This window comes from Amycolatopsis sp. NPDC005003 (assembly GCF_053600695.1).
Genome location: NZ_JBSGAI010000051.1, coordinates 29,260 through 43,050 on the forward strand (window position 1 = coordinate 29,260; position 13,791 = coordinate 43,050).

General features: G+C 73.1%; 11 protein-coding genes. 9 read left to right on the forward strand and 2 right to left on the reverse strand.

The genetic code is table 11. The annotated features are described in order from the left end of the window. Positions 1 to 22 precede the first annotated feature (22 nt). Complete coding sequence (locus ACWED2_RS40245; protein WP_449695773.1) at positions 23 to 157, forward strand: hypothetical protein; 135 nt, start codon at positions 23 to 25, stop codon at positions 155 to 157. A 230-nt stretch (positions 158 to 387) separates the two neighbouring features. Here the strand turns inward: ACWED2_RS40245 and ACWED2_RS40250 are convergent, their stop codons facing one another. Next, the gene (locus ACWED2_RS40250) at positions 388 to 741 is read right to left on the reverse strand and encodes an STAS domain-containing protein (RefSeq protein WP_449695774.1); all 354 of its coding nucleotides are present in this window, start codon (positions 739 to 741) and stop codon (positions 388 to 390) included. A 250-nt stretch (positions 742 to 991) separates the two neighbouring features. Between ACWED2_RS40250 and ACWED2_RS40255 the strand changes: the two genes are divergently transcribed. The 4 genes from ACWED2_RS40255 to nrfD all read left to right on the forward strand — a co-directional run bounded on the left by ACWED2_RS40255 (position 992) and on the right by nrfD (position 7,949). Further along, the gene (locus tag ACWED2_RS40255) at positions 992 to 2,500 is read left to right on the forward strand and encodes an MFS transporter (RefSeq protein ID WP_449695775.1); all 1,509 of its coding nucleotides are present in this window, start codon (positions 992 to 994) and stop codon (positions 2,498 to 2,500) included. Positions 2,501 to 2,620: 120 nt separating this feature from the next. After that, the gene (fdh, locus tag ACWED2_RS40260; RefSeq protein WP_449695776.1) at positions 2,621 to 5,899 is read left to right on the forward strand and encodes a formate dehydrogenase; all 3,279 of its coding nucleotides are present in this window, start codon (positions 2,621 to 2,623) and stop codon (positions 5,897 to 5,899) included. Then, positions 5,896 to 6,936: a 4Fe-4S dicluster domain-containing protein gene (locus tag ACWED2_RS40265; protein ID WP_449695777.1), complete on the forward strand. Its 1,041-nt coding sequence runs from the start codon at positions 5,896 to 5,898 to the stop codon at positions 6,934 to 6,936. The genes fdh and ACWED2_RS40265 overlap by 4 nt, the downstream gene beginning before the upstream one ends. Then, positions 6,933 to 7,949 carry an NrfD/PsrC family molybdoenzyme membrane anchor subunit gene (nrfD, locus tag ACWED2_RS40270; RefSeq protein WP_449695778.1) on the forward strand — a complete coding sequence of 339 codons (1,017 nt, stop codon included), beginning with the start codon at positions 6,933 to 6,935 and terminating at the stop codon, positions 7,947 to 7,949. Before ACWED2_RS40265 ends, nrfD begins: the two co-directional genes overlap by 4 nt. Before the next feature lie 5 nt (positions 7,950 to 7,954). Here the strand turns inward: nrfD and ACWED2_RS40275 are convergent, their stop codons facing one another. After that, positions 7,955 to 8,380, reverse strand: coding sequence for an STAS domain-containing protein (locus tag ACWED2_RS40275; protein WP_449695779.1), 426 nt, complete (start codon positions 8,378 to 8,380; stop codon positions 7,955 to 7,957). 255 nt (positions 8,381 to 8,635) lie between these two features. Here ACWED2_RS40275 and ACWED2_RS40280 point away from each other — a divergent pair, with 255 nt between their 5' ends. From ACWED2_RS40280 to ACWED2_RS40295, 4 genes are all read left to right on the forward strand, one after another. Continuing rightward, entirely contained in the window at positions 8,636 to 10,036 is a 1,401-nt protein-coding gene (locus ACWED2_RS40280; RefSeq protein ID WP_449695780.1) for a protein kinase domain-containing protein, read from the forward strand. Positions 10,037 to 10,201: 165 nt separating this feature from the next. Continuing rightward, positions 10,202 to 11,596 (forward strand): serine/threonine-protein kinase, encoded by a 1,395-nt coding sequence (locus tag ACWED2_RS40285; protein ID WP_449695781.1) that lies wholly within the window; start codon positions 10,202 to 10,204, stop codon positions 11,594 to 11,596. Positions 11,597 to 11,749: 153 nt separating this feature from the next. Continuing rightward, entirely contained in the window at positions 11,750 to 12,799 is a 1,050-nt protein-coding gene (locus ACWED2_RS40290; RefSeq protein ID WP_449695782.1) for a LacI family DNA-binding transcriptional regulator, read from the forward strand. A gap of 96 nt (positions 12,800 to 12,895) precedes the next feature. After that, positions 12,896 to 13,765: a protein kinase domain-containing protein gene (locus ACWED2_RS40295; RefSeq protein WP_449695783.1), complete on the forward strand. Its 870-nt coding sequence runs from the start codon at positions 12,896 to 12,898 to the stop codon at positions 13,763 to 13,765. The last annotated feature ends 26 nt before the right edge of the window (positions 13,766 to 13,791 follow it).

A 13,791-nucleotide genomic window follows, 5' to 3' on the forward strand; every position in this document is an offset into this window, starting at 1 on the left:
GCGACCGGAAGGGAATTCCAGCGTGTGGACGGGGATGCTGCTTTCGGTGCTGGTCGGGCAGAGCACGATCGGGGGTTACGTGGCGGTGGTCGGCGTGGTGCTCTCGTTCACCGGCCCGTCGAACGCCTACTTCGCGGCGGCCAGGGGCCAGCACTGAGGAGATCCGCGCGGCGGCCCGGCGTGGCCCGCCGCGCGGCTCGCCGCAGTCCGGGCAGTGGCGGCGGCGGTGGGCCCGCGCGCCGACCCTCCAGGCACGCAAGCCGACCGCCCACGCACGCAACCCGACCGCCCAGGCACGCAACCCGACCACGCACGCACGCAAGCCGAGCCGATCCGCTCCCGCGGTGAGACCACCGACAGGGCCAGCGCTCAGTCCAAAGTGTACTGTCAGCTGTTCCACATCCGGGCGGTGAGCCGGAGGAACTCGCGGCCGTCGCCGGCGCCCAGTGCGGTGCCTCGGTCGGCGTAGACGTCCAGCACCCGGTCCGCTCCGGTCAGCCGGAGCGCCCGGCTCGCCACCGGGTTGCCGCCGGTGACGATGCGGAGGCGGGCGTTCTGGGCGGCGGCGTGGTCGGTCACCGCGCTGAGCACGCGCACCCCCGCCGCGCCCAGGAAGTGCACCTCCGCGAGGTCCAGCACGATCGCCCGCGGCTCCGGGCTGCCCGCCAGCGCGGCGGCCACCGCCGCCACGACAACGAGCACCGTGCCGGCGTCGAGCTCGCCGGTCAGGGCCAGCAGCACCGGTTCACCGTGCGAGCAAGAAACCCCCAACCGCTCCGCCGGGGAACCGGAGGACGCCACGCGAAACACCCCATCCACGAGAAACCGGTACGAACAGGCACTGCGGCTCCTGCACGACCCGCTCGCGCGTCAGGGTAGTGACGGCCGGCCGCTGATCACAAGGTGTGACCACCCGAGTCGACCCGATCGTGTTTCACCAGGAGGAGACGGGGGAAGCCACGCGGAGCGGTCTGCTCTCAAGGAGGTTGTCATGGCGGCAACACCCGATCCGGCGTCCGCCGGGGTGCGCACGCTCATCCCGGCACGCATCGACCGGTTGCCCTGGTCCCCGTTCCACACCCGGATGGTCGTCGCCCTCGGCGTGGCCTGGATACTCGACGGCCTGGAGATCACGGTGGCCAGCGCGGTCGCCGACACCCTCACCAAGCCCGAGACGCTGCACATGTCGTCGGCGGCCGTCGGGCTGCTGGCGACGATCTACCTCGCCGGCGAGGTGGTCGGGGCGCTGTTCTTCGGCAGTCTGTCGGACAAGCTGGGCCGGCGGAACCTGTTCATGCTCACCCTGGCCGTCTACCTGGTCGGCAGCGGCCTGACCGCGCTGACCCTGGGCAACGGCGCGGGCTGGGTCGTCTTCCTCTACGCCACCCGGTTCATCGCCGGCATGGGCATCGGCGGCGAGTACGCGGCGATCAACTCGGCGATCGACGAGCTGATCCCGGCCCGCTACCGGGGCCGGGTGGACATCGCCGTCAACGGCACCTACTGGGCCGGCGCGGTGCTCGGCACGATCGGGACGTACATCCTGCTCAACCGGATGGACCTCGCGCTGGGCTGGCGGCTGGGCTTCCTCATCGGGCCGGTGCTCGGGCTGGTCATCCTGCTGGTCCGGCGGCACCTGCCGGAGAGCCCGCGGTGGCAGATCATGCACGGCAAGGCCGACGCCGCCGAAGAGTCGATCAAGCAGATCGAGGAAGAGGTCGAGCACGGCGGCCGCAGCCTGCCGCCGGTCGACGAGAAGAAGGCGATCGAGGTGACGCCGGCCGAGCGGATCGGGTACGTGGCACTGGCCAGGGTGCTGTTCCGCGACTACCCGTCGAGGGCCGTGCTGGGCGCGTCGCTGATGATCAGCCAGTCGTTCCTGTACAACGCGATCTTCTTCACCTACACGCTGGTGCTCGGCAAGTTCTACGGGGTCTCGTCGGAGGCGACGCCGATCTACCTGATCGCGTTCGCGGTGGGCAACCTGGTCGGCCCGTTCACGATCGGCCACCTGTTCGACACCCTGGGACGGCGCAAGATGATCTCCGGGACGTACGTGGTGTCGGGCGTCCTGCTGGCGATCACCGCGGTGCTGTTCTACGCGGGCGCGCTCAACGCGATCACCCAGACGATCGCGTGGTGCGTGATCTTCTTCTTCGCCTCCGCCGGCGCGAGCGCGGGCTACCTGACGGTGAGCGAGATCTTCCCCCTCGAAGTCCGGGCCAAGGCGATCGCGGTGTTCTTCGCGATCGCGCAGTGCTTCGGCGCGCTGGGCCCGGTGATCTACGGCGCCCTGATCGGCACCGGCGAGCACCCGGTCCGCCTGTTCGTCGGCTACCTGCTGGGCGCGGCGGTGATGATCGCGGGCGGCCTGGTCGCCCGGTTCCTGGCGGTCGACGCGGAAGGCAAGTCCCTCGAGGACATCGCCCAGCCCCTCGCCGCCGCGGGCCGCCGCGGCCGCACCCGCGCGGAAGGGGCCTCCTCCCCCTTCTCGACCTGACGCACGGCGGCGCACCCCGGCCTCGCTCCGGGGTGCGCTTTCCACCGGGCCGGCCCGGCTGAGCCGGTTTACGCTGAACGAACCGCGGGTAGCCCGGCTCCGACGCACGCTGGAGGTGACATGGGACCACGGAAGTGGCTCGAACTGTGGCCCGTCTACCGCCAGCTCACCGGCACCGACCCGCTCGGCCGGGGCAAGGCCGCCGAATCCCCGCGCTCCGAAGCCCTCGCGCCGCGCACCGCGAGCGCCGACCGGGTGGCCAAGTCGGTCTGCCCCTACTGCGCCGTCGGCTGCGGGCAGCAGGTGTTCGTGAAGGACGAAAAGGTCGTCCAGATCGAAGGCGACCCGCACAGCCCGATCTCGCGCGGCCGGCTCTGCCCCAAGGGTTCGGCGAGCAAGCAGCTGGTCACTGGCCCGCAGCGGGAGCGGAAGGTCCGCTACCGCGCGCCGTACGCCACCGAGTGGACCGACCTCGACCTCGGCACGGCCATGGAAATGGTGGCCGACCGCGTGCTCGACGCGCGCCGGAAGGGCTGGCAGGACACCGACGAGCGCGGGAAGCCGCTGCGCCGGACCACGGGCATCGCCAGCCTCGGCGGCGCCACCCTGGACAACGAAGAGAACTACCTGATCAAGAAGCTCTTCACGGCGCTGGGCGCGATCCAGATCGAGAACCAGGCGCGCATTTGACACTCCGCCACCGTTCCCGGTCTGGGGACTTCCTTCGGTCGCGGTGGCGCGACGGACTACCAGCAGGACCTGCAGAACTCCGACTGCGTGATCATCATGGGCTCGAACATGGCCGAGGCGCACCCGGTGGGGTTCCAGTGGGTGATGGAGGCGAAGGCCCGCGGGGCCGAGGTGTTCCACATCGACCCGCGCTTCACCCGGACGAGCGCGCTGGCCGACGCCCACGTGCCGCTGCGGGCCGGCACCGACATCGCGTTCCTCGGCGGGGTGATCAACCACATCCTGAGCAACGACCTGGACTTCCGGGAGTACGTGACCGCCTACACCAACGCGTCCTTCCTGGTGTCCGAGGACTACCGCGACACCGAGGACCTCGACGGCCTGTTCAGCGGCTACGACGAGGCCAAGGCCGCCTACGACCCGAAGACCTGGCACTACGAGGGCGTCCGGCCCAGGGACACCTCGCACGGCAAGGAGACGTCGGCGTCCGACCAGCACGGCTCGGGCGGCCCGGTGCTCGAAGGCGGCAGCGAGGAGATCGCCGCCGACCCGACGCTGCAGCACCCCCGCTGCGTCTTCCAGGTCCTCAAGCGCCACTTCGCCCGCTACACCCCGGAACTGGTCGAGGCCACCTGCGGGACGCCGAAGGAGCTCTTCCAGCGGGTCTGTGACGCCTGGACGCGCAACTCCGGCCGGGAACGCACCGCCGCGCTCGTCTACAGCGTCGGCTGGACGCAGCACAGCGTCGGCGCCCAGTACATCCGGGCCGGCGCGATCATCCAGCTGCTGCTCGGCAACATCGGGCGGCCCGGCGGCGGCGTGTTCGCGCTGCGCGGGCACGCCAGCATCCAGGGCTCGACCGACATCCCGACGCTGTTCAACCTGCTGCCCGGCTACCTGCCGATGCCCACGCCCGAGCACGAGACCCTCGACGACTACCTCGGCAGCATCCGCGGCGACAAGCAGAAGGGCTTCTGGCGCAACGCCGACGCCTACACCGTGTCGCTGCTCAAGGAGTACTGGGGCGATCACGCCACCCCGGACAACGACTTCTGCTTCGGCTACCTGCCGCGGATCAACGGCGACCACGGCACCTACCGCACGGTCATGGACATGGTCGACGGCAAGGTCTCCGGGTACTTCCTGCTCGGGCAGAACCCGGCCGTCGGGTCCGCGCACGGCCGGCTGCAGCGGCTCGGCATGGCCAACCTCGACTGGCTCGTCGTCCGCGACCTGACGATGATCGAGAGCGCCACCTTCTGGAAGGACGCGCCCGAGATCGAGACCGGCGAGATCGTGCCGGAGCAGTGCCGCACCGAAGTGTTCTTCTTCCCCGCCGCCTCGCACGTCGAGAAGGAAGGCACGTTCACCCAGACCCAGCGCATGCTGCAGTGGCGCGAAAAGGCCGTCGAGCCGGCCGGCGACCAGCGGTCCGAACTGTGGTTCTTCCACCACCTCGGCCGGCTCGTCCGCGAGCGGCTGGCGGGCTCCACCGACGAGCGCGACCGGCCGGTGCTCGACCTCGCCTGGGACCACGAGGTGCACGGCGACGAACCGTCCGCCGAGGACGTGCTGCGGCGGATCAGCGGCCAGGACCTCACCACCGGCAAGGAGGTCGGCGGCTACCTCGAGCTCAAGGCCGACGGCAGCACCTCCTGCGGCTGCTGGATCTACAGCGGCGTCTACGCCGACGGCGTCAACCAGGCCGCCCGCCGCAAGTCCCGCTTCGAGCAGGACCTCTACGCCCTCGAGTGGGGCTGGGTGTGGCCGCTGAACCGGCGGGTGCTCTACAACCGCGCCTCCGCCGACCCGCAGGGGCGGCCGTGGAGCGAACGCAAGGCCCTGATCTGGTGGGACGCCGAGCGCGGCGAATGGACCGGCCACGACGTCCCCGACTTCGAGAAGACCAAGCCGCCGGACCACGTCCCGCCACCGGACGCCGTCGGCCCGGCCGCGCTGCGCGGCGACGACCCGTTCGTCATGCAGTCGGACGGCAAGGCGTGGCTGTTCGCGCCGTCGGGCCTGGCCGACGGCCCGCTGCCGACGCACTACGAGCCGCACGAGTCGCCGTTCCGGAACCCGTTCCACGCCCAGCAGGGGAATCCGACGCGGAAGGTCTACGGCCGCCGCGACAACCCCTCGCACCCGTCGCCACCCGAGCACGGGGGCGAGGTGTTCCCGTTCGTGTTCACCGCCGCGCGGCTGACCGAGCACCACACCGCGGGCGGGATGAGCCGGACCCTGCCGTACCTCTCGGAGCTGCAGCCGGACCTGTTCGTCGAGGTCTCCCCCGAGCTCGCGAAGCTGCGCGGGCTGGCGCACCTGGGCTGGGCGCACGTGATCACCGCGCGGGCGGCCGTCGAAGCGCGGGTGTTCGTCACCGACCGGATGGCACCGCTGCGGGTGCAGGACCGGGTCGTGCACCAGGTGTGGATGCCCTACCACTGGGGCAGCTCCGGGCTGGTGTCGCGGGACGTCGTGAACGACCTGTTCGGCGTGGTGCTGGACCCGAACGTCTTCATCCAGGAGAGCAAGGTCGCCACCTGCGACGTCCGGCCCGGACGGCGGCCGCGCGGCGCCGGGCTGCTCGCCCTGCTCGAGGAGTACCGCGAACGGGCGGGCATCACGCCGGAGACGGGCACCCGCGTGGCGACCGCGCACGACACCGAGCACGTCGAACCCGGCCACGGCACGGAGGACGGACCATGACCATCGAGAACCGGCTCTCCGGGCCGCTGCCGGACGTCGCCGGCGAGGCCGGGCACACCGGGCACCCGCCGCGGGTCGGGTTCTTCACCGACACGTCGGTGTGCATCGGCTGCAAGGCCTGCGAGGTCGCCTGCAAGGAGTGGAACGGCGTCCCCGAAGACGGGCTCGACCTGCTCGGGATGTCGTTCGACAACACCGGCGCCCTCGGCGCGAACTCGTGGCGGCACGTGGCTTTCATCGAGCAGCAGCGCCCGCTCGGCGGCCAGTCGCCGGGGCTCGGCGGGCTGCCGACCGGGCCGTCGGCGATCGACGTCACGACCGCGTTCGTCGCCGACGAGCTCCACGACGCCCCGCGCGGCGGCGGCGAGCTGGGCACGTCTCCGCTGCCGCGGGCGCCGGAAGACCTCGGCATGCCGTCGTTCGACCTGCCGGGCGCGAAGACCGGCGCCGAGGGCCGCACCGACTTCCGCTGGCTGATGGCCTCGGACGTGTGCAAGCACTGCACCCACGCCGGCTGCCTCGACGTCTGCCCGACCGGCGCGCTGTTCCGCACCGAGTTCGGCTCGGTGGTGGTGCAGCAGGACATCTGCAACGGCTGCGGCTACTGCGTTTCGGGCTGCCCGTACGGCGTGATCGACCGCCGTCCGGGCGACGGCCGGGCACAGAAGTGCACGCTCTGCTACGACCGGCTCCACGACGGCCTCGAGCCGGCGTGCGCCAAGGCCTGCCCGACCGACTCGATCCAGTTCGGCGAGCTGGACGAGCTGCGCTCGCGGGCCGCGCGCCGGGTCGAAGCCCTGCACGAACGCGGGGTCGCCGAAGCACGGCTCTACGGCCACGACCCGGCCGACCGGGTCGGCGGCACCGGCGCGTTCTTCCTGCTGCTGGACGAACCGGAGGTCTACGGGCTGCCGCCGGATCCGGTGGTGCCGACCCGCGAACTGACGGCGATGTGGAAGTACGCCGGGCTGGCGGCGTCGGCGCTGCTCGCGGCCGCGGTCGCGTCGTTCGGGTCGTTCGGGAGGCGGCGCCGGTGACCTCGCACGAACCCCGCAGCGACGCCGGAGCCGCCGACACCCGCGCCCGCGTGTTCGGCGGCCGCCGCCGGCGCGGGGGCTCCGCGGAAGAGCTCATGGTGCCCCGCGCCGAGTTCCGCTCCTACTACGGACGTCCGGTGCTCAAGCCGCCGGTGTGGGAGTGGAAGGTGCCCGCCTACCTGTTCACCGGCGGGCTCGCGGCCGGCACCTCGCTGCTGGCCGCCGGGGCCGACCTGACCGGGCGGCCTGCCCTGCGCCGGGTCGGCCGCACCGGCTCGCTGGCGGCGCTGCTCGCCAGCGTCTACCTGCTGGTCGCCGACCTCGGGCGGCCCGAACGCTTCCACCACATGCTGCGCGTCGCGAAACCGACTTCGCCGATGAGCGTGGGCACCTGGATCCTGAGCGCGTTCGGCCCGGGGATGGGCGTCGCCGCGGCGGCCGAGGTGCTGCCCGCCGGGCTGCGCCGTTCTCTGCCCGGCCGGGTCCTGCGCGCGGTCGCCCGGCCCGCCGGGTTGTCGTCGGCGGTCGTCGCCCCGGCCGTCGCGTCCTACACGGCCGTGCTGCTGTCGCAGACCGCGGTGCCCGCCTGGCACGAGGCCCACGCGGAGCTGCCGTTCGTGTTCACCGGCTCGGCCGCGGCGAGTTCCGGCGGCTTCGCGATGGTGCTGGTCCCGGTCGAAGAGGCGGGCCCGGCCCGGACGCTGGCGGCCATCGGCGCGGCGACCGAACTGGTGGCGTCGAAGGTGCTGGAGCGGCGGCTCGGCCTCACGGCGGAGGCGTACACGACCGGCAAGGCGCACCGGCTGCGCAAGTGGTCGGAACGCCTGACCGCGGCGGGCCTGCTCGGCGCGCTGGCCGGGCACCGCAGCCGCGCCGTCTCCGCGGCGGCCGGGGCGGCGCTGTTCGCCGGGAGTGCGTTGCAGCGCTTCGGGGTGTTCGAGGCCGGCGTGGAGTCCACAAAGGACCCGAAGTACGTCGTCGTGCCGCAGCGGGAGCGCGCGCGACGGTCATGACGAGGTCAGGCCGATCCTGGCCCGCTTCCACGCAACCGGGGCAGGACCCCCAGCCAGGCCGAGGCCGCCGCCACACTCCCGTGCACCGGTAGGGACCGCTCCAGCCCCAGCACCCGGATCGGCCGCAGCACCGCGCGCCCCTGCGCCACGATCGCGAACGGCACCCCGCTCACGTGCGCCTCCGAAGCCGCCACCAGCAGCTCCGTGATGCCTCCCGCGCCGCAGAACGACACCTGGGACAAATCCAGCACCAGCGCCCGCGGGGCGAGGTCGATCTCCTCGCCGAGCAGGCTGCGCAGCCGGCCCAGCACCGGCAGGTCGATCTCGCCGCGGATCGCGACGGTCGTCACCTCCGCCGTGGCCGTCACCCGCACGGCCATCGCGGCCGGGACGTCGATGCGGAACTGCGGAGCGGCGATCTGGTCGAGCACACAGGCCTCCCACCCACGGGGACGGACGCAGGGCGGCTGCCGGCTGAACCGCGATGCCCACACCGTACGCCTCCGCGGCGCCGGCTTCCGCCCCGCCACCGAATTCGTCGAATAGGGGCGCACCTACGGCGAATTACCGGAATGCGTCCCGGTGACCCGGATAACGGTTCGGAGATCCAGTCGTCCCGAAGCCCCACCGAACGCCCGTCTTCTGCTAAAAAGTGCATCGCTTCGTCGACCGACGCAGGGGTATGGGTGGCTTTCGAGGAACAGCTCGTCAACGGGCGGTACCGGCTACTGGGGCACCTCGGCCGCGGCGCGATGAGCCTGGTGTGGCGGGCCAAGGACGAACGGCTGGACCGCGTCGTGGCCGTCAAGCAGTTCCTGCACGAGCCGGGCAAGGGCGGCGACGTCTGCGAGCGGGCGATCCGGGAGGCGCGGCTGGCTTCGCGGCTGCGGCACCCGCACGCCGTCGCGGTGTACGACGTCTTCGAGGACGCCGGCTCGATGTACCTGGTCATGGAGTACGTGCCCGCCCGTTCGCTGACCGAGGTCCTCGTCGAGCGCGGACCGCTGCCGCGGTGCGACGTGCTGCGGCTCGGGCGGCAGATCGGCGCGGCGCTGGCCGCCGCGCACGGCGACTGGATCCTGCACCGGGACATCACGCCCAACAACGTCCTCGTCACCGACGACGGCACCGCCCGGATCACCGACTTCGGCGTGTCGCGCGCGCTCGGCGAGCACCCGGCGGCCGACGACGACGTCGTCGTCGGCACGCTTCCCTACCTGGCCCCGGAAGTCGCCCGCGGCGGCGAAGCGGGCCTGCCGTCCGACGTCTATTCGCTCGGCGCCACGCTCTACACCGCGCTGGAGGGCACGCCGCCGTTCGGCACCGGCGACGACCCGATCGCGCTGCTGCGGCGGATCACCGAGAACCAGCTCACCCCGCCGGCCCACGGCGGCCCGCTGACCGCCGTGCTGATGCGGATGCTCGAACGCGACCCGGCCGCGCGCCCGTCGATGCAGGAAGCGGTGGACCTGCTGGCCGCTGTCGGCAAGCCGCCCCCGGCCGCCGGGCCCCGCCGGTCCCGGCTCCGCCGCGCCGCCGTGACCGGGGCCGCCGCGTGCCTGACGTCGGTGAGCGTGGCGGCCGGGCTCGCCCTCGCCGACCGGCCCGGGACCACCACCGCGGCGCCCGTCGAGCACCCGCCGGCGACGATCACCACCTCCCGCACCGTCAGCAGCACCACCACGGCACCCGCGCCGGCGTCGGCTCGCGTGTCCGACGGATCGGCGCGGCGCGCCACGCCACCCGCACCACCCGCTCCTCTCGGCGACACCGCCGGATGCACCGCGCGCTACGAGATCACGAACGCCTGGCCGGGCGGTTACCAGGTGCAGGTGACCGTGCACAACGACCGGCCGAGGCGGCTCAGCGCCTGGGCGGTGACCTGGGTGCAGCCCGGCAGCGCGAGCATCCGGGACCTCTGGAACGGCACCCTGAGCCAGGTCGGCTCGGCGGTGACCGTCACCGACGCGGGCTGGAACGCGCTCGTCGAGCCGGACGGTTCGGCTTCGTTCGGGCTCAACCAGGACGTCACGCCCGGCCGCGCGGTCGTCCCGGCCCTCCCGGTCGTCAACTGCCGGTCGAACTGAGAACGTTATCGTTCCGTCACAACCGGATCGGCCATTCTTCCGTAGCGGCCGCCGCGGTTTCCGGCATCCGGAACGAATACGTCGAACGCTATTTCGTACCCCCACCCAGGTGAGTGAATTGGTCCGACGCGCCGAACTGCGCGCCGGAACTGGCCGTGTTCCCTGATGACGGAGACGACAGAGGGGAGCGTGCCCGTGCACGAAGGGGCAGTGATCGCCGGCCGGTACCGCGTGCTCGGCCGGGCGGGTCACGGCGCGATGGGGACCGTGTGGCGGGCGAAGGACGAGCGGCTCGACCGCCTGGTCGCGATCAAGCAGCTCTTCCCCGACTCCCCCGACGGCCCGGGCGCGGCGGAGCGCACGCGCGACCGGACGATCCGGGAGGCCCGGGTCACCGCCCGGCTGCGCCACCCGCACGCCGTCGTCGTGTACGACGTCGTCGAGCAGGGCACCGCGGCCTACATCACGATGGAGTACCTGCCGGCCCGCACGCTGACCGAACTGCTGGAGGAGCACGGCCCGCTGGTGCCGGAGTACGCGGCCGAACTGGGTGCCCAGCTCGCCTCGGCACTGGCCGCGGCGCACGCGGAAGGCGTGGTGCACCGCGACATCAGCCCCAACAACGTGCTGGTCACCACCGACGGCTCGGCGAAGATCACCGACTTCGGCGTGGCCCACGCGCGCGGGGAGGGCACCGCCACCGGCCGCGGGCTGGTCGTCGGCACGCCGGCCTACCTCGCCCCGGAGGTCGCGGACGGCGAGGAGCCCGGCTTCCCGTCCGACGTCTACTCGCTCGGGGCGACGCTCTACACCGCGCTCGAAGGGCGGCCGCCGTTCGGCACCGACGAGAACCAGCTGGCGCTGCTCAAACGGGTCGGCGCCGGCGCCATCACCCCACCCGCGACCAGCGGCCCGGTCACCGACACCGTCCTCCGGCTGCTCCACCGGGATCCCGCCACCCGCCCCACGATGGCCGGGGCGGCGCGGCTGCTGACCCGCGCCACCGCGCCCGGCGTGGCCCCGGTGGCGGTGCCCGCGGACCCCGCTCCCCCGCCGCCCCGCCGCCGCCGGTTCCGGGTGGTCTTCGCCGGGACGGCGCTGGTGCTGGCGGCGGCCGCGGTCGTGGCGGCGACGTCGCTCCCGGCGGGCCGGGAGCCCACGAGCGCGGCGGCCCAGCTCGCTTCGGCACCGTCCACAGCGCCGTCCCCAGGGCCGTCCACGACCCCGCGCTCGTCCCGGGCCACCGGCCCGGCCGGCTGCGCCGCGCGCTACCAGGTGGTGGAATCGTGGAACGGCGGTTTCAAGGGGCTGGTGACCGTGCGCAACAGCGGGCGGGCCGAAGTCACCGGGTGGACGGTCAGCTGGACGAACCCGGCCGGCACGAGCGTCGACGACCTCTGGAACGGCAGGCTGGTGCGGACCGGCGCCTCTCCGGCGATCGCGAACGCCGAGTGGAATGCGGTGCTGAAGCCGGGCGAATCGACCACCTTCGGCTTCGTCGCCCTGGCCCGCGGCGGCAACCGCGGGATGCCGGTGACCGAGTGTCGCCCCCGGGAATGAATCGGCGCCCGGCACGTTTCCACCGCCTCCGACGAAGGTGGCTTGACCAGCTGTGACGACCGGCATTAAGGTCGACTTCCACCCCTTCCTGTTAGCGCTAACTTCCGGCCGGACAACGGACCGGACAATGGGTCTCGAGAAAGTCCTCACGAAATGATGAATTTCCGCGACGTGGCGGACGAACCGTCCGGCGGCGGCCGCGGCGCGGTGACGATCACCGACGTGGCGAACGCGGCCGGCGTCTCGGCGAGCACCGTGTCCTACGTGATCACCGGGAAGCGGACGATCTCCGCGGCCACCCGGCGCCGGGTCGAGGAAACCATCCGCGCCCTCGGCTACCGGCGCCGCGGCGGGTCGCCGTCGCCCCGCGCCGGCATCCTCGCGGTGGCGGTGCCGCCGCTGGGCGACCGGCAGCTGGGCATGGAGATGGAGTTCTTCTCCGCGGCCGCCGGCGCGGCCCGCGAGCTCGGCTTCGACCTGCTGCTGGTGACCGACGACGAAGGCACCTCGGGCCTGCACCGGGTGACGTCGGCCGCCCTGGCCGACGCGGTGATCGTGCTGGACGCCGGCGACGACGACCCGCGCGTCCCCGTGCTGCTGGCCTCCGGCCGCCCCGCCGTGCTGGTCGGCGCGCCGGGGCAGCACCGCGGGCTGGCGTCGGTGGCGCTCGACTTCGCCCCGGCCGCCCGGGCCTGCCTCACCCACCTCGCCGACCTCGGCCACCGGTCGGTCGCCCACCTCGAGCCGTCGGCCACGGTGCCCGGCCCCCGGCTGCGGTACCTGAAGGGGTTCGTCGAGAGCTTCCACGCCGCCGCCGGGGAGCGCGGCGTGAAAGCGGTTTCCCAGCTCTGCGCGCCGACCGCCGAAGACGTCGCCCGCTGCCTGGACGGGCTCCTCGCCGAGGACGGCCCGACCGCGCTGGTCGTCCACGACGAAGCCACCCTCCCGCTGGTCACCGGCGCCCTCCGGCAGCGCGGGCGGCCGGTCCCCGGCGACGTCTCCGTCGTGGCGATCTGCTCGGACACCGTGGCGGGGCAGCAGCGGATCCGGCCCACCGCGGTGGTGGTCCCGGCGGCCGAGCTGGGGGTCCTGTCCGTCCGGCAGGCGGTGGGCCAGCTCGACGGCGGACCGGCCGCCGAGCCCGCCGCGGTGGCCCCGGCGTTCGTCACCGGGGAAAGCACGGCGGCGTTGTCCGGGAAGTGAAAATTCCCGGGTGATCGGCGCCCGCCGACCGAACCCGTTTCCCCGTGCGGCCGTATTTCCTCACGAGGGATCGTCGACGTCGACAAGGGGATACGGGTGGCAGCGAAAAAGGGCGCATTGGCCGGGCGGTACCGCCTGCTCGAACCGGCCGGCCACCATCCCGGCGCCACGGCGTGGCGGGCCAAGGACGAATTGCTGGACCGGTTCGTCGTCGTCGCACAGCTGCCGCCGGGGTGCCCGTTCGACGCGGCCCATTCCGACCGCGTCCGGGCCAAGGCGATCCGCGACGCGCGCGCCGCGATCCGCCTGCACCACCCGCACGTCGTCGTGGTGCACGACGTCTTCGAGCAGGACCTGACGCCGTACCTGGTGACCGAGGACCTGACGGCCGGTTCCCTGGCCGAACTGGTCGAGCGGCGCGGGAGCGTGCCACCGGACCGCGTCGCGGCGCTCGGCGCGCAGCTGGCTTCGGCGCTGGCGGCCGCGCACGCCGAGGGCGTCCTCCACCGCGGGTTCGGTCCGGACAAGGTGCTGGTCACCGCGGACGGGACGGCCAAGATCACCGGCTTCGGGCTGGGTACCGGCGGTTTCCCCGCCCCGGAGGTGGCCGCGGGTGCGCGCCCCGGGTGTCCGTCGGACGTCTATTCCCTGGGCGCCACCCTGTACTTCGCGCTCGAAGGGCGGGTGCCGGGCACCGCGGTCCCGCCGCGGACCCACGGCCCGGTCCTCGACGCCCTGCTGGAACTGGTCCGCCCGGAACCGGCGGCGCGGCCCTCGATGGCCGACGCCGAACGCACGCTCACCGAACTGGCGGTGTCCCGCCCGTTGCTCCCGGCTCGCACCGCCCGGTCCCGGGCCCGCGTCCTGGTGACGGGCACGGTCCTCGTCGTCGCCCTCGGCACGGCGGTGACGACCCACGCGGCGCTGCGCCGCCTCGTGCGACTCCGTGCGCCGGCACCCGCCTGAACCGGATCCCGGCCTCGCGAACCCGC

Coding starts and splice junctions, on each gene's coding strand:
- ACWED2_RS40265 (WP_449695777.1), top strand. CDS start 5,896: ATGACCATCGAGAACCGGCTCTCCGGGCCGCTGCCGGACGTCGCCGGC.
- ACWED2_RS40290 (WP_449695782.1), top strand. CDS start 11,750: ATGATGAATTTCCGCGACGTGGCGGACGAACCGTCCGGCGGCGGCCGC.
- ACWED2_RS40285 (WP_449695781.1), top strand. CDS start 10,202: ATGACGGAGACGACAGAGGGGAGCGTGCCCGTGCACGAAGGGGCAGTG.
- ACWED2_RS40255 (WP_449695775.1), top strand. CDS start 992: ATGGCGGCAACACCCGATCCGGCGTCCGCCGGGGTGCGCACGCTCATC.